The 17,728-nt window shown below is 56.1% G+C and carries 15 protein-coding genes; 12 read left to right on the top strand and 3 right to left on the bottom strand.

The features are described 5' to 3' along the window. The first annotated feature begins 206 nt into the window (after window positions 1-206). The 8 genes from hemE to ATU_RS13770 all read left to right on the top strand — a co-directional run bounded on the left by hemE (window position 207) and on the right by ATU_RS13770 (window position 8,952). Window positions 207-1,241, top strand: coding sequence for a uroporphyrinogen decarboxylase (gene hemE / locus ATU_RS13805; RefSeq protein ID WP_010972601.1), 1,035 nt, complete (start codon window positions 207-209; stop codon window positions 1,239-1,241). Continuing rightward, window positions 1,238-1,783, top strand: a complete 546-nt coding sequence (gene hemJ, locus ATU_RS13800) for a protoporphyrinogen oxidase HemJ (RefSeq protein ID WP_035258059.1) — start codon at window positions 1,238-1,240, stop codon at window positions 1,781-1,783. Before hemE ends, hemJ begins: the two co-directional genes overlap by 4 nt. Before the next feature lie 185 nt (window positions 1,784-1,968). Next, window positions 1,969-3,234 (top strand): transcription termination factor Rho, encoded by a 1,266-nt coding sequence (rho, locus tag ATU_RS13795; protein WP_006311067.1) that lies wholly within the window; start codon window positions 1,969-1,971, stop codon window positions 3,232-3,234. Between the two features lie 89 nt (window positions 3,235-3,323). Then, window positions 3,324-4,652 carry a tRNA uridine-5-carboxymethylaminomethyl(34) synthesis GTPase MnmE gene (gene mnmE / locus ATU_RS13790; RefSeq protein ID WP_010972599.1) on the top strand — a complete coding sequence of 443 codons (1,329 nt, stop codon included), beginning with the start codon at window positions 3,324-3,326 and terminating at the stop codon, window positions 4,650-4,652. Between the two features lie 62 nt (window positions 4,653-4,714). Beyond that, complete coding sequence (gene mnmG, locus ATU_RS13785) at window positions 4,715-6,598, top strand: tRNA uridine-5-carboxymethylaminomethyl(34) synthesis enzyme MnmG (protein ID WP_010972598.1); 1,884 nt, start codon at window positions 4,715-4,717, stop codon at window positions 6,596-6,598. A gap of 11 nt (window positions 6,599-6,609) precedes the next feature. Further along, window positions 6,610-7,227, top strand: a complete 618-nt coding sequence (gene rsmG, locus ATU_RS13780; RefSeq protein ID WP_010972597.1) for a 16S rRNA (guanine(527)-N(7))-methyltransferase RsmG — start codon at window positions 6,610-6,612, stop codon at window positions 7,225-7,227. 19 nt (window positions 7,228-7,246) lie between these two features. Then, complete coding sequence (locus tag ATU_RS13775) at window positions 7,247-8,041, top strand: ParA family protein (RefSeq protein WP_006311061.1); 795 nt, start codon at window positions 7,247-7,249, stop codon at window positions 8,039-8,041. Between the two features lie 29 nt (window positions 8,042-8,070). Then, window positions 8,071-8,952 (top strand): ParB/RepB/Spo0J family partition protein, encoded by an 882-nt coding sequence (locus tag ATU_RS13770; protein WP_006311060.1) that lies wholly within the window; start codon window positions 8,071-8,073, stop codon window positions 8,950-8,952. Window positions 8,953-9,013: 61 nt separating this feature from the next. Here the strand turns inward: ATU_RS13770 and ATU_RS13765 are convergent, their stop codons facing one another. Then, entirely contained in the window at window positions 9,014-9,226 is a 213-nt protein-coding gene (locus ATU_RS13765) for a DUF1674 domain-containing protein (protein WP_010972596.1), read from the bottom strand. Window positions 9,227-9,342: 116 nt separating this feature from the next. Between ATU_RS13765 and htpX the strand changes: the two genes are divergently transcribed. From htpX to purH, 4 genes are all read left to right on the top strand, one after another. Continuing rightward, window positions 9,343-10,308 carry a zinc metalloprotease HtpX gene (gene htpX, locus ATU_RS13760; protein WP_010972595.1) on the top strand — a complete coding sequence of 322 codons (966 nt, stop codon included), beginning with the start codon at window positions 9,343-9,345 and terminating at the stop codon, window positions 10,306-10,308. Further along, window positions 10,305-11,690, top strand: a complete 1,386-nt coding sequence (locus ATU_RS13755; RefSeq protein WP_010972594.1) for an RsmB/NOP family class I SAM-dependent RNA methyltransferase — start codon at window positions 10,305-10,307, stop codon at window positions 11,688-11,690. The genes htpX and ATU_RS13755 overlap by 4 nt, the downstream gene beginning before the upstream one ends. 125 nt (window positions 11,691-11,815) lie before the next feature. Then, on the top strand, window positions 11,816-13,483 hold the full coding sequence (locus tag ATU_RS13750; protein ID WP_035258055.1) for a heparinase II/III family protein: 1,668 nt from the start codon (window positions 11,816-11,818) through the stop codon (window positions 13,481-13,483). Window positions 13,484-13,635: 152 nt separating this feature from the next. Beyond that, the gene (gene purH / locus ATU_RS13745; protein WP_010972592.1) at window positions 13,636-15,252 is read left to right on the top strand and encodes a bifunctional phosphoribosylaminoimidazolecarboxamide formyltransferase/IMP cyclohydrolase; all 1,617 of its coding nucleotides are present in this window, start codon (window positions 13,636-13,638) and stop codon (window positions 15,250-15,252) included. 84 nt (window positions 15,253-15,336) lie between these two features. Here purH and ATU_RS13740 read toward each other — a convergent pair whose 3' ends face one another. Both ATU_RS13740 and ATU_RS13735 read right to left on the bottom strand, forming a co-directional pair. Then, entirely contained in the window at window positions 15,337-16,869 is a 1,533-nt protein-coding gene (locus ATU_RS13740) for a UxaA family hydrolase (protein WP_006311047.1), read from the bottom strand. Window positions 16,870-16,911: 42 nt separating this feature from the next. Continuing rightward, window positions 16,912-17,604 carry a FadR/GntR family transcriptional regulator gene (locus tag ATU_RS13735; RefSeq protein ID WP_010972591.1) on the bottom strand — a complete coding sequence of 231 codons (693 nt, stop codon included), beginning with the start codon at window positions 17,602-17,604 and terminating at the stop codon, window positions 16,912-16,914. Window positions 17,605-17,728: the final 124 nt, after the last annotated feature.

Here is a 17,728-nt window from a genome sequence, read left to right as displayed (position 1 = left end):
AAAAATAAGTATATGAAATTATTTATCTAATTCCTGTTTTCCCAGTTATCTGTAAACACTCACCTTGTCGGTATCCTCAGGCACTGTTGATATATCGTCGCTGCGGCATTTCGACTGGAATGATTTTAATCCTTGCTACCCACAGACTCTAAGAAATAGAAAATCTTTTAAATCTCTTTGTTTTTATTTTTTAGAAGCTGGGTGCCATGAGCGAACGCAAGGTTATGACTGTTTTGAACGGGAAGACGGTTACGCCGCCGCCAATATGGCTGATGCGCCAGGCTGGGCGTTATCTTCCGGAGTATCGGGAAACGCGTAAGAGTGCCGGAAGTTTCCTGGATCTCTGTTATAATCCCGAGCTGGCGAGCGAAGTGACCCTTCAGCCCATTCGCCGGTTCGGGCTGGATGCGGCCATCCTCTTTTCCGATATTCTTGTCATTCCCGACGCGCTTCATCGCAATGTGTCCTTCAGCGAAGGCAAGGGCCCGGCCATGGATCCGATCGATATTAGCGGTATCGAAAAGCTTGATGCATCTGATGTCATGGCGCATCTTTCGCCCGTTTTCGAAACGGTGTCGCGGCTGCGCACCTCATTGCCGGATGAAACGACGCTTCTCGGTTTTTGCGGTGCGCCTTGGACAGTTGCGACCTATATGATCGCCGGGCATGGGACGCCGGACCAGGCGCCGGCGCGGCTGTTCGGTTATCAGGAACCGGCCGCGATGGAAAAGCTGCTGGCTCTCCTCGCTGAGGTCTCAGCCGATTATCTGGTGGCGCAGATCGATGCCGGCGCCGACGCGGTTCAGATCTTCGATTCCTGGGCTGGCGTGCTCGGCGAAAAGGAATTCGAGGAATATGCGATCAAGCCGGTCGCCAGGATTATCGCGTCTGTGCGCGCCCGCCGACCTTCGGCAAAGATCATCGCTTTCGCCAAGGGCGCTGGTTATCTGCTGAGGGATTATCGCCGCAAGACGGGTGCTAACGCCATTGGCCTCGATTGGTCCGTGCCGTTGAGCTTCGCCCGGGATTTGCAGAAGGAAGGCCCGGTGCAGGGTAATCTTGACCCGATGCTGATGGTGGCCGGTGGCAAAGCCTTGCAGGATGGCATCGATGCTGTGCTGCAGTCGCTTGGGCAGGGTCCGCTGATCTTCAATCTCGGCCATGGCATCACCCCGCAAGCAGACCCGGAAAACGTCACCCGGCTGGTGCAGCGGGTGCGCTCGGTTGGGGGTGCTGGATGAGCGAGGAAAAACAGACCTCGGCCCGCTCCGGAAACAAGGCGGCCTTGCGTGCTGGCGTCGCACTCGGCGTCTTTGCCGCTTTCATCGCGCTGCTGTTTTACGCCGATCCCGCCGATCTCTATCTCTGGATCAAGGCGCTGCATATCATCGCCGTGATCTCATGGATGGCTGCGATTTTTTACCTGCCGCGGCTTTTTATCTATCACACCGATGCCCCCGTCGGTTCTCAGCAATCCGAAACCTTCAAGGTAATGGAGCAGCGGCTGATCAGGGTCATCATGAACCCGGCTATGATGATATCCTGGACATTGGGGTTATATCTCGCATGGTCGGTTTATGGTTTTTCCGGCGGCTGGCTGCATGCGAAAATCGGGTTGGTCCTGCTTCTGACCGCCACCCATGTTTATTTCAGCCGCAGCGCGAAACGTTTTGCGCGGGACGAAAATACAAGACCGGCCCGTCACTGGCGGTTGATGAACGAAGTTCCGACCGTTCTGATGATCCTGATTGTCATACTTGTGGTTGTGAAACCCTTTGGTTAAGGTGGTGCGACGATAAATTTCGCGGAATTCGTGCTTTCCTCTTGCAGCGGCCGTGTTCAATCGCTATTTTCAGTCCACTCATCTTCGTGGCATGTGAATTATTCAGTCATCTGCGGTATCTCCACAGCATCTGATTCGCGAACACGCCCTCCCCCGACATTACATTATCAAACGGTCTTCCCTTCATGGCTGAAATGAAGCTTCAGGAACTTAAGAGCAAATCGCCTACCGACTTGCTGACTTTTGCCGAATCCCTGGAAGTTGAAAATGCGAGCACCATGCGCAAGCAGGAGCTCATGTTCGCAATCCTCAAGATTCTCGCGAGCCAGGACGTCGAAATCATCGGCGAAGGCGTCGTTGAAGTCCTTCAGGACGGATTCGGGTTCCTGCGTTCTGCAAACGCAAATTACCTGCCCGGTCCAGACGACATCTATATTTCGCCCTCGCAGATCCGCCGCTTCTCGCTGAAGACCGGTGACACTGTTGAGGGACCGATCCGTGGTCCGAAGGAAGGCGAAAGATATTTCGCACTTCTCAAGGTCAATACGATCAATTTCGACGACCCGGAAAAAATTCGTCACAAGGTTCACTTCGACAATCTGACGCCGCTTTACCCGAATGAGCGCTTCAAGATGGAACTGGAAGTTCCGACATCGAAGGATCTGTCGTCGCGCGTTATCGACCTCGTCGCACCGCTCGGCAAGGGCCAGCGCGGGTTGATCGTGGCGCCGCCGCGTACCGGTAAGACGGTACTGTTGCAGAACATTGCTCATTCCATCACGGCGAACCATCCGGAATGCTACTTGATCGTTCTGCTGATCGACGAGCGTCCGGAAGAAGTGACCGACATGCAGCGTTCGGTGAAGGGTGAGGTTGTGTCCTCCACCTTCGACGAACCGGCTGTACGCCACGTCCAGGTCGCCGAAATGGTCATCGAAAAGGCGAAGCGTCTGGTCGAGCATGGCCGTGACGTCGTCATCCTGCTCGATTCCATCACGCGCCTTGGCCGCGCCTACAACACCGTTGTTCCCTCCTCCGGCAAGGTTCTGACCGGTGGTGTGGATGCCAACGCCCTGCAGCGCCCGAAGCGTTTCTTTGGTGCTGCGCGTAACATCGAAGAAGGTGGCTCGCTGACAATTATTGCGACTGCGCTTATCGATACCGGTAGCCGCATGGATGAAGTCATCTTTGAAGAATTCAAGGGCACCGGCAACTCGGAAATCGTGCTTGATCGCAAGGTTGCCGACAAGCGTATCTTCCCGGCACTGGATATTCTGAAATCCGGTACGCGTAAGGAAGATTTGCTGGTGCCGCGTCAGGACCTGCAGAAGATCTTCGTTCTTCGCCGCATTCTGGCGCCGATGGGAACGATGGACGCTATCGAATTCCTGATCGACAAGCTGAAGCAGACGAAGACCAATTCGGATTTCTTCGAATCGATGAATACCTGATCCGAACTTTAGTCGGATTTATCATAAGAGCTTTAAAGCCGTATCCGTTCATTCGGGTGCGGCTTGACTGTTTTAGACCGAGGTGAACGATGCCAGATTCCGCCGATACGATTTATGCGCTGTCCAGCGGTGCACTGCCTGCTGGTGTCGCGGTTATCAGAATCAGCGGCGCAAAGGCTTTTATTGCCTTAAGGGCGCTGACAGGCCGGGACCTTCCTTTACCAAGAACAGCAAGCCTCTGTTCGATTCGGAATCGAAACAATGAGATCATCGACCAGAGCCTGGTGATCGTCTTCCCGGCTCCGAATTCCTTTACCGGCGAAAATTGCGTTGAAATTCACAGCCACGGTAGTCGCGCAGTCATGGCTTCCATCTTCGCCGAGCTTGACAATCTCGGAGGACTGCGGCCTGCCGACGCCGGTGAGTTTTCCCGCAGAGCCTTTGAGAATGGAAAGATGGACCTGCTTGAGGTCGAGGGTCTGGCCGATCTCTTGCAGGCGGAAACGGAAATGCAGCGCCGTCTGGCGGTTGAGCAGAGCAGCGGCCAACTATCGGCTCTCTATGATGGCTGGGCCAATCGCCTGACCCGTGCCCGCGCGCTGATCGAGGCGGAACTGGATTTCGCCGACGAGGAAGACGTGCCTGACTCCGTTGCTACTCAGGTTTGGGAGGCAATGGCGGCGCTAAAGGGCGAGATCAATGCTCACCTCCAGGGCGGCGGGAATGGCGAAATCATCCGCGACGGTTTCAAGGTTGCGCTTGTAGGCGAACCGAACGCGGGTAAATCCACCTTGCTTAACGCATTGAGCGGTCGTGAGGTGGCAATCGTTACCGACATTGCCGGCACGACGCGGGACGTTTTAAGCGTCGATATCAATCTGGACGGATATCTGGTTCGGATATTCGATACGGCGGGAATTCGCGAGACACAGGATGTGGTGGAACGAGAAGGCGTGCGGCGTGCGGTTCTGACCGCGGAAACTGCGGATCTCATTCTAATTCTGCAGGATAACGATTCGACCCCGAAACAATCTATCGGCTCGTTCGATAATCAGAGATCCTTGCGGGTAAGGACAAAAACCTTGCTTCGCTCACGCGCATCTGACGATGATTTTGATCTCTCGATCTCAGCAAAAGAAGGAATTGGCCTAGATGAACTGCGTAGAGCCCTCAAGCGAGAGATAGAAAAACGGGTCGGTTCTGGCCAGACACTGGTTCCCGCCCGTGCCCGTCATAAAAAACGACTTGAAGAGACGCTGAACTATGTTAGTGATGCCCTCGATTCTGAGACCCTGGACCTTGCTATAAGGTCGGAATATCTAAGGCTCGCCGCAACATCGCTTGGACGGATCACCGGCCGCGTCGATGTGGAAGATTTGCTGGGTGTGATCTTCTCGGAATTCTGCATAGGAAAATGATTCACGTGAAACATCGGCACTCTGTATGGTGATGTCGATGAATTAGAACAGGGCGCAGCAATATGCACCAGTCATTCGATGTCGTTGTTATTGGTGGTGGTCATGCGGGCAGCGAAGCTGCGGCGGCCGCTGCGAGACATGGTGCAAAGACCGCTCTTGTTACCCACAAGCGTGAGGCGATCGGGGTCATGTCCTGTAATCCAGCGATCGGTGGCTTGGGAAAGGGGCACCTCGTTCGTGAGATCGATGCGCTGGACGGATTGATGGGCAGGGTCGCAGATGCTGCGGGAATTCAATTCCGTATGCTCAACCGGAAAAAGGGCCCAGCGGTTCGTGGGCCGCGCACGCAAGCTGACCGCCGGCTCTATCGTGAAGCGATGCAGCGGGAAATCGATGCGATGGACAACCTGACAATTATCGAAGGCGATGCTTTTGATATTGAAATGGACAACGATCGGGTCGCTGCGGTTATCATGAAAAACGGTAGCCGGATTCCTTGCGGCGCAGTGGTACTAACCAGCGGGACTTTTCTGCGCGGTCTTATCCATATCGGTTCCGAAAAGATTCCAGCCGGCCGCGTTGGCGAAATGCCCTCTCTCGGCCTTTCTGACACGCTATCGCGCCTTGGTCTCGCAATGGGTCGGCTCAAAACCGGCACCCCTGCCCGTTTGGATGGACGTACAATCGATTGGAATGCGGTAGATCGGCAGGCAGCTGATGAGGATCCGGTCCCGTTCTCATTTATGACGGACCATATTCTTAATCCGCAAATCGAATGTGGTGTGACCCGCACGACCCCGGCAAGTCACAAGATCATCCAGGATAATATTCACCTCTCTGCCATGTATTCCGGGCAGATCGAAGGCGTTGGCCCGCGTTATTGCCCGTCAATCGAGGATAAGATCACCCGTTTCGGGGAACGGGACGGCCACCAGATATTTTTGGAGCCGGAAGGCCTCGATGATTATACCATTTATCCCAATGGTATTTCGACATCCCTGCCCGCTTTTGTTCAGGAGCAATTTATCCGGACGATACCAGGCCTTGAACAGGTTACGATTCTGCAGCCGGGTTATGCGATCGAATATGATTATGTCGATCCCCGGGAGCTGAAACCGTCTCTTGAGTGCCGCAAGATTCCGGGGCTGTTTCTGGCTGGCCAGATCAACGGCACGACTGGTTATGAAGAGGCGGGCGCCCAGGGTCTTGTTGCTGGTCTGAATGCCTCGCTTTATGCCGGCAGTGCCGATCCGCTTCATTTTAGCCGGACAGAATCTTATATCGGCGTGATGATCGACGACTTGACATCCAAGGGCGTCAGCGAACCATATCGTATGTTTACGTCAAGGGCGGAGTATCGTCTTTCCCTGCGCGTGGATAATGCCGATCTCCGACTGACACCCGTCGCCCAGAAGGCAGGTATTCTAGGACGAGAGCGCCAGCAGCGCTTTACAGACTTCTTGTCCGATCTTGATAGCGTTCGTGCGTTGATGAAAGAGCTGTCCATCAGCCCGTCCCAAGCGGCCAAGCAGGGTCTGAAACTCAATCAGGATGGTCAGCGTCGTTCCGTTTATGAGCTGCTTGCCTATCCTGATATGACATTGCAGGCGCTCGCAGAACATTGGCCTGAACTCAACAGGCTTAACGCTAAGGTCGCGGAGGTCTTGCAGATTGAAGCGAGCTACGCCGTCTATATGCAACGGCAGAGCGCTGATATTGTCGATATCAAAAGGGATGAGGACAGAAAAATCCCTGACGATTTCGATTTTCAAAGTCTGTCCGGGCTCTCCAACGAGCTTAAACAAAAGCTGGAAAAAGCCCGCCCGGAGAATATTGCACAGGCCGCTCGTGTTGACGGCATGACGCCAGCTGCGATATCGCTGCTGCTCGCACTTCTGCGGAAAGGTACCGCAACGCGAAGTGAACAATTGCGCATGCACCAATAGCGAGTCGGATTATGAAGATAAACGGCCAGAGTGTTTCACGTGAAACACAGGAGAGGCTCGAGCATTTTGTCGAGCTTTTCAAGAAGTGGAATAAGACCACGAATCTGGTAGCGCCGTCCACGCTAACGGAGCTTTGGAGCCGGCATGTTGCCGATAGCGCGCAAATCTTCCAGCTTTCTCCTCAACCAAAAAAATGGATTGATCTCGGCAGCGGCGGCGGTTTTCCCGGTGTCATCACGGCAATTTTTCTGGCGGAACTTGGCGATGGCTGGGTCGATCTGGTGGAAAGCAATAATAAGAAAGCCGCTTTTCTGCGAATCGCTCTTAAGGAAACCGGTGCCAGAGGCGCGGTTCATCCTGTCAGAATCGAGACGGCGTCTGAAATTATAACAACTTGTAATGCTGTGTCCGCTCGTGCCCTTGCAGATCTGGATTTACTTTTTGGGTATATTCATCCCTGGGCGCAAAATAATCCTAATCTCAAGGCTTATTTTAATAAAGGCAGGGATTATGATTCTGAAGTGCAGAAAGCGCATGGTCGCTGGCAGTTTGATCTGATAAAACATCGGAGTGCCATTGAGGCAGATTCTGTTGTTCTTGAAATCAGCAACCTCGTTTTGAGACGCTGACAAGCTGGCCAGGTGCGGCATGACCTTTGAAAAAAACCGAATTATCGCAGTTGCGAACCAGAAAGGCGGCGTTGGCAAGACAACAACCGCTATCAATCTGGCGACCGCGCTTGCGGCTATTGGTGAGCGTGTGCTGATCATCGACCTGGACCCGCAGGGCAATGCGAGTACTGGGCTCGGAATTGACCGCAAAGAGCGCAAGCTTTCGTCCTATGATCTTCTGGTAGGAGAACATGGGATTGCGGAGGTTGCTGTACCCACGGCGGTGCCGAATCTCGATATCGTGCCCTCCACAATGGATTTGCTCGGTTTCGAGATGCAGGTCGCGAATGTCGCAAACCGCGTTTTCCTGTTGCGTGCGGCAATGGAAACGCCGGAAGCCAGAGGCTATTCCTATATTCTCGTTGATTGCCCGCCCTCTTTCAATCTTTTGACGATGAATGCGATGACGGCCGCGCATTCTGTGCTGGTGCCGCTGCAATGCGAGTTCTTTGCCCTGGAAGGTCTCAGTCAGCTGCTGGATACGGTTAGCCAGATACGCGGCTCGGTCAACCCGCAGCTTGATATACAGGGCATCGTTTTGACGATGTTCGATGCGCGTAACAATCTTGCGCAGCAGGTCGTTTCGGATGTGCGTAGCCATCTTGGCGAAAAGGTTTACCATACTCTTATCCCGCGCAACGTCCGTGTTTCGGAAGCGCCGTCCTATGGTAAGCCGGCCATTCTCTATGATCTGAAATGCGCCGGCAGTCAGGCCTATTTGCAACTGGCATCAGAAGTGATCCAGAGAGAGCGACTGCGCAAAGCCGCCTGACATTTGCGGACTGTATGGAGTAATATCTTATGAGTGATGATCTTTCGAAGCGTCGATTGGGGCGCGGTCTTGCCGCATTGATTGGTGAAATGGATCAGCCCGTGCCGGTCGGCGAGCCTCAGCGCGCGGTCAACGCCGATCGTACCATTCCGATCGAATTCATCGCCCGCAGCCATAGAAACCCGCGGCGCCATTTCGATGAAAACGAGCTGCAGGATCTTGCCGCCTCTATCCGTCAGCACGGAATCGTTCAGCCAGTAGTAGTGAGAACGGTTGGAGTCAACCGATACGAGATTATCGCCGGTGAGCGCCGCTGGCGCGCGGCACAGCTGGCTGGTTTTACTGACGTACCTGTCATCGTTCGCGATGTGGATGATCGTACTGCTCTGGAACTTGCCATCGTCGAAAACGTGCAGCGTTCCGACCTCAATCCGCTTGAAGAGGCGATGGGTTACGAACAGCTGATCGCCGAACATGGTTATACGCAGAATGATCTCGGCGAAATCATCGGTAAGAGCCGAAGCCATGTTGCCAATAGTCTGCGGCTCTTGAAGCTGCCCGATCCGGTCCGGGATATGCTGGCGGACGGTTCGCTTTCCGCCGGTCACGCGCGCGCGCTGGTCTCCACTTCCGATCCGGCGACTCTGGCACGCACGATTGTTTCCAAGGGACTTTCGGTGCGTGATGCCGAACGTCTGGCGCAAAACGATATCAAATCGCAGGGTGAGATTGCTGAAAAGCGTCCGGCTGGGGAAAAGGATTCTGATACGATTGCGCTCGAACGCAGTCTTTCAGACGCTCTTGGCCTCGATGTGAAAATCAGCCACAAGGGTGGATCGGGGCAGATTCGTATCGGTTACCGCACACTTGAACAGCTTGAAGCCGTCTGCCGGCTGCTGGAGCAGAAATAATTAAATATCTGTTTTAATTGATAAATACCCGCCAAAGGCGGGTATTTTCGTTTTGCGGCCCTCAAAAATCGATAGCCCTGCCTTTTATTTCGTAATCGCCAAAACGAACGGGTTCTGCGCCGCCGCGACCGCCAGTCTCCGGCGGCAATTGAAGATCAGCCTGCTGCCGGCGCCGTTCTTCCGCTTCCTCTAGCGCTCGCTGCGCTGCGGGCGAAAGACGCCTCACCTGCTCCGCGCCCTCTTCGGCACCATTGTCATTATCTGCATTCTGCATGAAATCCTCCCAATGACGGGATATTGAAATATGTTTGCCGCTTACCAGATTATATAATCGAAGGGGTTTTATAAACCCAACAATATTTCAGGCGAGTAAGAAGGAGAGTTCAACGGATGAACATGATGCGCACGGCAATGCTTCTGGCCTTCATGACGGCATTGTTCATGGGTGTCGGTTTTCTGATCGGTGGTAAAGGCGGCATGATGATAGCGCTGCTGATTGCGGCCGGTATGAACCTTTTTTCCTATTGGAATTCGGACAAGATGGTCCTTTCGGCCTATCGCGCCCGGGAGATCGACGAGGCGAATGCGCCCGAGTTCTTTCACATGATCCGGGATCTGTCGCAGAATGCCGGTCTGCCCATGCCGAAGGTCTATATTTACGACAGTCCGCAGCCAAACGCCTTCGCGACCGGTCGAAATCCTGAGAATGCGGCTGTTGCCGCTTCGACCGGGCTGCTGGAGCGTCTGACGCCCGAGGAAGTGGCCGGTGTCATGGCGCATGAACTCGCCCATGTGCAGAACCGCGATACCCTGACCATGACAATCACCGCCACGCTCGCGGGTGCGATCTCCATGCTCGGCAATTTTGCCTTCTTCTTTGGCGGCAACAGGGAAAACAACAATAACCCCTTGGGCTTCATCGGTGTGCTGGTGGCGATGATAGTGGCGCCGCTTGCGGCAATGTTGGTGCAGATGGCTATCAGTCGCACCCGCGAATATTCCGCCGACCGGCGCGGCGCGGAAATATGCGGCAACCCGCTCTGGCTTGCCTCTGCCCTGCAGAAGATTTCAGGCATGGCACAGCAAATTCACAATGACGATGCCGAGCGCAATCCGGCAACGGCGCATATGTTCATCATCAATCCGCTCTCCGGCGAGCGTATGGACAATCTTTTTTCCACCCATCCGAACACGGAAAACCGCGTGGCGGCGCTGCACGCGATGGCGCAGGAGTTTTCTCCGCGAGCATCGACGCCGCCGCCATCGGGTGATAGACCGGTGCGCAAATCAGGCTCCGTTCCCACAACGGGCTGGAGACGAGGCAATGAAAACGAGCGCAAGGGGCCGTGGTCTTGACATCCGATATTCAGAGTAAGCCGGCGCGGTCCAGAAAACCGAAGCCAGCGCATGCAAGGGGCCGTGAAGACGGCCCTTCGTCTTTCGAGGACAAGCCGGGTCTTGCGGCGCGCATTGCTGCCACCCGCATTCTCGCGGCGGTTCTGGAAAAGAAGACCTCCATGGACGGGATGCTCGACAGCGAAAACGGCAATCCCGTCTATCGTGCGTTGTCGCTTGCTGATCGGGCACTGGTGAGGGCGGTCGTCAATAGTGCGCTCCGGCACCTTCCCCGCATTGAGACGGCATTGTCGATGTTGTTGGATGGGCCATTGCCGCAAGGAGCCCGATCGCTGCATCACGTCCTCGTCGTTGGGGCTGCGCAGATGCTTTATCTCGATGTGCCGGATCATTCCGCTGTCGATCTTGCCGTGGAGCAGGCGCATCGCGATCCTCGCAATAGGCGTTTCGTCAAGCTGGTCAATGCCGTGCTTCGAAGGCTCGGCCGTGAAAAAGCGGAGATCGAAAAGGCCATCGCGGATGTTCCGGTCTTGCCGGAATGGTTCTATGCGCGGCTTGTTTCGGCTTATGGCGATGAGGTGGCTCAAAGGATCTCGCAAGCACAGCTGACACCGTCCTGCATTGACTTGACGGTAAAGGCCGATCCCGCTCTTTGGGCGGAAAGACTGGGTGGCACGCTTATGCCGAATGGCAGCGTGCGTCTGGGTGAATTCGAAGGCCAGATCCCCTCGCTCGACGGTTTCGCCGAGGGCGCATGGTGGGTTCAGGATCTCGCAGCCAGCATGCCGGTAAGGCTGCTGGGCGATATCTCCGGCAAGCGCGTCGCCGATCTTTGCGCTGCCCCCGGCGGCAAGACCGCCCAGCTTGCGCTGGCGGGCGCCAGGGTAACGGCGCTGGATCAGTCCGGCAACCGTCTTCGCCGCCTTCGGGAAAATCTCGACCGACTTGGTCTCCATGCCGAAACGGTGGAGGCCAATATGCTGAAATACCAGCCGGAACAGCTTTTCGACGCCGTGCTGCTCGATGCACCCTGTTCGTCTACCGGCACTTTGCGCAAGCATCCCGACGTCTGCTGGACGAAAGACGAGAACGACATTGCCAAACTCGCGGCACTTCAGGGCCAGATGCTGCGACATGCGCTAACGCTCGTCGGGCCGGGCGGCCTCGTGGTCTTTTCCAACTGCTCGCTCGATCCTTCCGAAGGGGAAGAGATGATTGCCGAGGTTCTGGCGGAAAACCCTGATGTGGAGCGTGTTGCCGTTCACAGGGAAGACTGGCCCGGAATGGAAGCGGCGATTAGTGCCGCGGGCGATCTTCGCACGACACCTGATATGTTCGGTGGCGTCGATGGGTTTTTTAGCAGTGTCTTGCGTAAGAAGTAGAAAAAAGCCAAGCTCTCGCGAATCATTAGATATTTATCGAAAACGTTCCGATCATCGCGGTTCACTGATAAAAACAAAACATGTGAAACGGGAAACACAGCTTGTTAGGGTCCTTCGCAGGCAGCATGAATGCCGCCGGTCTTCTTTCGCGGATGGCTTATCGTCATCTGTGTGTCGGCCTTACCCCGTTGCGTCTGCATCTATCGCGATTCACCAACCGCGTGCCCACTGGCCTGGTGGCTGCACCCACCGATCTGAGAGCGATCGATCCCTATTTTGCCGAGGAGTTGTTGCGCGGTCGCATCGCGCTTGCCGGACGCGTCGTTGAAACCGGCGGCGCTTCGCCGTTTCAGGTAGATTACCCTTCAGCAGTTTTTGAAGAACGGCTGCAAGCATTTACCTGGCTGCGGCACATTCGTTCCGATAAATCGAGCGAGGCCTGCAAGCGTGCGCGTCGCATCGTCGCCGAGTGGATGGTATTGCATGGCAAGCGCGTTACGGGCACGGCCTGGTCACCTGAAATTGCGGCGCAGAGGCTGATAGCCTGGCTTTCGCATTCTCCCGTGGTTTTATACGAGGCCGATGCGGGCTTTTATCGCCGTTTCCTGAAGAGCCTCGCCTTTCATGTGCGTTACCTCGAGCGGATCGTCAAACATGCGCCGGATGGTGAAGCGCGGCTGCGGATCAGAATAGCGCTTGCGATGGCCTCCATCGCCATGCCCACACGGTTGTCACGGATCAACCGGAACGGAACGAAGCTAGCTCAGGAAATGGAACGCCAGATTCTCCCCGATGGCGGGCATGTTTCCCGCAATCCAAGAGTTATGCTGGATCTGCTGCTCGATCTCCTGCCGCTGCGGCAAAGTTATATTAATCTTGGCCATGACCTGCCCTCTGGACTGGTGCCGGCGATAGACCGCATGTTTCCGGCGATCCGGTTCTTCCGGCATCAGGGCGGCGATCTTGCGCTGTTCAACGGCGCCACGGCGACGCTCGCCAACGAGCTTGTTTCCGTGCTGCGTTATGATGAAACGGCCGGCCGGCCTTCCAAGGTCCTGACGGATGTGAATTACCATCGGCTCGCGACAGATGAGACTGTTATCATCGTGGACACCGGTTATCCCGGTTCGGCGGAACTGTCGCGCAGCGCCCATTCAGGGTGTCTCTCTTTCGAAATGTCCTGCGGCAAGAACCGGTTCATCGTCAATTCCGGGTTTCCGCGTAATGCCGCACCGGAATATCAACGCGCCAGCCGTTCCACGGCGGCGCATTCCACCGTCACGCTTGCCGACACTTCGTCCTGCAGATTGTCGCGCTCGAGGTTGCTTGGCCCGATCATGGTTTCGGGCGTCAGCAAGGTCGATAGCCGACGTGGAACGGATGCAAATGGCAATGACATCCTTTGGGCGTCGCATGATGGTTATTTGCAGAATTTCGGCTGCTACCATGAGCGGGAAATAGAATTGAATGCGGCGGGCACGAAGATAAAGGGCCGCGACCTGCTTCGCGCTGACGAAGCCGTGGTGAAAGCGCAATTGCAATCCGTGTCAGCGGTTTCCCGTTTTCACATCCACCCCCATATTCAGCTACACCAGCGGGATGAGGAGTCGGTTTATCTGGAGGCCGCGGATGGCACCACCTGGCTGTTTTCGGCGCCCGGACTGGAGCTTTTCGTGACCGACGATGTCTTCATGGCGGATGCATCCGGCATGCGTCCTTCGCAGCAGATCGAATTACCCTTCAATCTCGTCAATACCCGGGAAATCCGCTGGCTCATCGAACGCATGGGCTGAGGGCTTTTGGGCCACTCAGGGCAAAAACCGCCATAGTTTTTGCCGTTCGGCATCCCCGCTGTTTATTAATGCGGTAAGCTGTGTTAACGCGGCGGCAATCGCTGGATCATTCCCCTTCCAGCCTGTCCTCCCTATTATACGGAGTATGCCCGATGGCCGTGGTGTCCAAGAAAATTCCCGCCCCCGATAAGGTCAAGATTCGCACGGCGCTTCTTTCCGTGTCCGACAAGACCGATATTATCGAGTTGGCAACGGTACTCTCCAAGCTCGGCGTCAAGCTCCTGTCGACCGGCGGTACGGCAAAGGCGATTGCCGAAGCGGGTCTTGCCGTCACAGATGTCTCCGACGTCACCAATTTTCCCGAGATCATGGATGGCCGCGTCAAGACGCTGCATCCCAATGTTCATGGCGGGCTTCTGGCAATCCGCGACGATGCCGAGCATGTCGAGGCCATGAAGGCACATGGTATCGAGGCGATCGATCTTTCCGTGATCAATCTCTATCCGTTCGAGGAAGTGCGCGCCAAGGGCGGCGATTATCCGACGACGGTTGAGAATATCGATATTGGCGGCCCGGCGATGATCCGCGCTTCCGCCAAGAACCATGCCTATGTCACCGTTGTTACCGACCCTTCCGACTACCCTGCGCTGGTGGAAGCCCTGCAGGCCGATGACGGACAGACCTCCTATGCGCTGCGCCAGCGTTTTGCCGCCAAGGCCTATGCCCGCACGGCTGCTTATGATGCCGTGATTTCCAACTGGTTTGCCGAAGCACTGGCGATCGAGACGCCTCATTACCGCGCCATCGGCGGTGTGCTGAAAGAAAAGATGCGTTATGGTGAAAACCCGCATCAGAGCGCCGGTTTCTACCTGACCGGTGAAAAGCGCCCCGGCGTTGCAACGGCGACGCTTCTCCAGGGCAAGCAGCTCTCCTACAACAACATCAATGATACCGATGCGGCTTACGAGCTGGTGGCGGAGTTCCTGCCGGAAAATGCGCCGGCCGTTGCCATCGTCAAACACGCCAATCCCTGTGGCGTTGCGACCGGCCCTACCCTTGCAGAAGCCTATCGGCGGGCGCTGGCATGCGATTCCGTTTCCGCCTTTGGCGGCGTCATTGCGCTCAACCGCACGCTCGATGCGGAAACGGCGGAAGAGATCGTCAAGCTCTTCACCGAAGTCATCATCGCGCCTGACGTGACCGAAGAGGCCAAGTCCATCATCGCCCGCAAGCCGAACCTGCGCCTTCTGGCCGCCGGCGGCCTGCCAGACCCGCGTGCGGCTGGCCTCACGGCGAAGACCGTTTCCGGTGGCCTGCTGGTGCAGAGCCGTGACAATGGCATGGTCGAGGATCTCGAACTCAAGGTCGTAACCAAGCGTGCACCGACGGCGCAAGAGCTTGAGGACATGAAGTTCGCTTTCAAGATCGCCAAGCATGTGAAATCCAATGCCGTGATCTATGCGAAGGACGGTCAGACGGCGGGTATCGGCGCTGGCCAGATGAGCCGTGTGGATTCCGCCCGCATCGCCGCCCAGAAGGCGGAAGATGCAGCCAAGGCTCTTGGCCTTGCCGAACCATTGACGCGCGGCTCTGCCGTTGCGTCGGAAGCCTTTTATCCGTTTGCGGATGGTTTGCTTGCTGCAATCGCTGCGGGCGCCACCGCTGTCATCCAGCCGGGTGGCTCCATGCGCGATCAGGACGTGATCGACGCTGCAAACGAGCATAATGTGGCTATGGTCTTCACCGGCATGCGCCACTTCCGCCATTAAGCGCGCGATATAGACAGAAATGACGAAGGCCCGGAAAGTGATTTCCGGGCCTTTTGTTTCACGTGGGACAGTCGGTATTGCGCTTCAGGTCACTGCGCCGACCTGCCACGGCACAAATTCATTGTCACCGTAATCATAAATTTCGCTCACCGTCTTGTCGCCGGAAGCGACCGCGAGAATATGTTCGAAAATTCGTTTGCCGGATTCTTCGATGGTTTCCGTTCCGGTGACGATCTCGCCGCAGTTGATATCCATGTCTTCCTTCATGTGTTCATACATTTCGGAGTTGGTGGCGATCTTGATGCAGGGAGAGGGCTTGAAACCTGAAACCGAGCCACGGCCGGTGGTGAAACAGATGACGTTGCAGCCGCCGGCAACCTGGCCGGTGACGGCAACGGGGTCATAGCCGGGTGTATCCATGAAGACGAAGCCTTGCTCCGTCACGGTCTCGGCAAATTCATAAACCGCCTTCAGCGGCATGGAGCCACCCTTGGCGACCGCGCCCAGCGATTTCTCCAGAATGGTAGTCAGGCCGCCGAGCTTGTTGCCGTGCGAAGGATTGTTGTTGAGTTCGTCGCCATTGCGGGCGGTATAGTCCCGCCACCAGTCGATGCGCTGCAGCAGTTTTTCGGCGACCGCAGGTGTGACGGCGCGTTTGGTCAGCAGGTGCTCCGCGCCGTAGATTTCGGGCGTTTCGGAAAGCACGGTCGTGCCGCCATTGCGGACGATTAGGTCGGATGCATAACCCAGAGCCGGATTGGCGGAGATGCCGGAATATCCATCCGAGCCGCCACATTCCAGTGCGACCTTCAGCTTGGAAAGCGGTTGCTCGGTGCGGCGGGCGGCGTTCACCATCGGTAGCATCGCCTTGATTTCGGTTATTGCCGCATCGATGGTCTTGCGGGTGCCACCATGCTGCTGGATGGTCATGGTGCGCAGCCGCTCGCCCTCTTCCATCTTGTAATGTTCGAGAATGGGCGCGATCTGGTTGGTTTCGCAACCAAGGCCGATCAGCAGAATCCCGCCGAAATTCGGATGGCGGGCATAACCCTGAATGGTGCGGATCAGAAGGCGGTAACCTTCCGACTTGGTGTTCAGCGCACAGCCGCCACCGTGGGTCAGCGCCACGACGCCATCGACATTGTCGAAGCCGTCAAGGCCGCCCTGTTTGTTGAAATAATCGGCGATGTAGCGCGACACAGTGGCGGAACAGTTCACCGAGGCGATGACGCCGATATAGTTGCGTGTGCCAACGCCGCCGAGACCACGGTCATAACCCATGAAGGTCCGGCGCTCGGCTTCCGGCACCATGCCCTTCTCCTCGATGTCGACGCTGAACTGATGCGCATGTTCTGACGGCACCATGGCGAGATTGTGCAGGTGCACATGCCGGCCGGCTTCGATGTCCTGGGTCGCGATGCCGATGACCTGCCCGTATTTCAGCACCTCGTCTCCGGATTTGATGAGTTTGAGCGCCACCTTGTGCCCGCGTCCGATCAGCTCGAGTGCCGCCAGATCACCCCTGCCCGTCGCTCCGCCAGCCGGGATAGACCGACGCGCCACCGCGACATTGTCGTTGGCGTTCAGCAAAATGGTTGCCTCGGAATTCTCACTCACGGGTTTTCCTCCTCCCGGTACATTGCCTGCTATGTTTGTCATTCAGCTATCCACCCAGCGGCGTTTCGAACCTTCCAGATGGATGTGCATGGCGGCTTGCGCCAGCAGCGGATCCTTGAGCTCCAGCGCCGCCAGAATAGCTTCGTGCTCCTGCAGGGCGCGGGTCCAAGTGTCGCGATCTTCAAATTTGACGCGAAGCTGGGCCGAAATGGGGCTGTGGCGCTCATCGAAGAGGTTGGCCACCAGCCTCGCCAGAACGCTGTTGCCGGATTGCTCGGCAATGGTCACGTGAAACAGGCGATCCTGATCGAGGGGTTTGCGGCCAGCCTCGATTTCCTTTTGCATGGTGTTGAGAATCTGGCGGAGGGCCGCGATCGTCTCATCGGTCATCCGGTTTGCTGCCAGCACGATGGTCGCCCCCTCCAGCGCGGCCCGCGCCTGCATCAATTCGGAAGGGCTGTCTCCCAGCGACTTGGTGTGATGGGTCGTTTGAAGCGCTTCGGTAGATACATAGACGCCGGAACCCATGCGAATTTCGACGGTGTTGTCGATTTCAAGCGCAATCAGCGCCTCACGCAACGAGGGTCTCGACACGCCGAGTTTCTGTGCCAATTCCCGTTCGGCGGGAAGCCGCGTCCCGGGCAGGAATTCACCCACGTCGATGAGTTCGCGTATCTGATCCGCAATCTGCTGATAAAGCCTGCGCGGTTCCGCTATTTTGGCCTGACCATTCATGTGTTTTTTACTGAAGCCTTCGTGATACTTATATTTGGCCTTACCGTAACGTCAAGCGTGCCAATACGCAAGAAATTACTTAAATAACTGAAAATACAGTATTATTTTAAAATTTCTTGTGATT

It is taken from the genome of Agrobacterium fabrum str. C58, from assembly GCF_000092025.1.
Taxonomy (GTDB): domain Bacteria; phylum Pseudomonadota; class Alphaproteobacteria; order Rhizobiales; family Rhizobiaceae; genus Agrobacterium; species Agrobacterium fabrum.
This window is presented reverse-complemented; position numbering and strand designations above follow the sequence as displayed.

What these genes read in the sequence shown, in the direction of transcription:
- mnmG (WP_010972598.1), top strand. Translation starts at nt 4,715, where the DNA reads ATGCACCAGTCATTCGATGTCGTTGTTATTGGTGGTGGTCATGCGGGC.
- hemJ (WP_035258059.1), top strand. Translation starts at nt 1,238, where the DNA reads ATGAGCGAGGAAAAACAGACCTCGGCCCGCTCCGGAAACAAGGCGGCC.
- purH (WP_010972592.1), top strand. Translation starts at nt 13,636, where the DNA reads ATGGCCGTGGTGTCCAAGAAAATTCCCGCCCCCGATAAGGTCAAGATT.
- ATU_RS13775 (WP_006311061.1), top strand. Translation starts at nt 7,247, where the DNA reads ATGACCTTTGAAAAAAACCGAATTATCGCAGTTGCGAACCAGAAAGGC.
- ATU_RS13770 (WP_006311060.1), top strand. Translation starts at nt 8,071, where the DNA reads ATGAGTGATGATCTTTCGAAGCGTCGATTGGGGCGCGGTCTTGCCGCA.
- ATU_RS13735 (WP_010972591.1), bottom strand. Translation starts at nt 17,604, where the DNA reads ATGAATGGTCAGGCCAAAATAGCGGAACCGCGCAGGCTTTATCAGCAG.
- hemE (WP_010972601.1), top strand. Translation starts at nt 207, where the DNA reads ATGAGCGAACGCAAGGTTATGACTGTTTTGAACGGGAAGACGGTTACG.
- rho (WP_006311067.1), top strand. Translation starts at nt 1,969, where the DNA reads ATGGCTGAAATGAAGCTTCAGGAACTTAAGAGCAAATCGCCTACCGAC.
- ATU_RS13765 (WP_010972596.1), bottom strand. Translation starts at nt 9,226, where the DNA reads ATGCAGAATGCAGATAATGACAATGGTGCCGAAGAGGGCGCGGAGCAG.
- mnmE (WP_010972599.1), top strand. Translation starts at nt 3,324, where the DNA reads ATGCCAGATTCCGCCGATACGATTTATGCGCTGTCCAGCGGTGCACTG.
- htpX (WP_010972595.1), top strand. Translation starts at nt 9,343, where the DNA reads ATGAACATGATGCGCACGGCAATGCTTCTGGCCTTCATGACGGCATTG.
- rsmG (WP_010972597.1), top strand. Translation starts at nt 6,610, where the DNA reads ATGAAGATAAACGGCCAGAGTGTTTCACGTGAAACACAGGAGAGGCTC.
- ATU_RS13750 (WP_035258055.1), top strand. Translation starts at nt 11,816, where the DNA reads ATGAATGCCGCCGGTCTTCTTTCGCGGATGGCTTATCGTCATCTGTGT.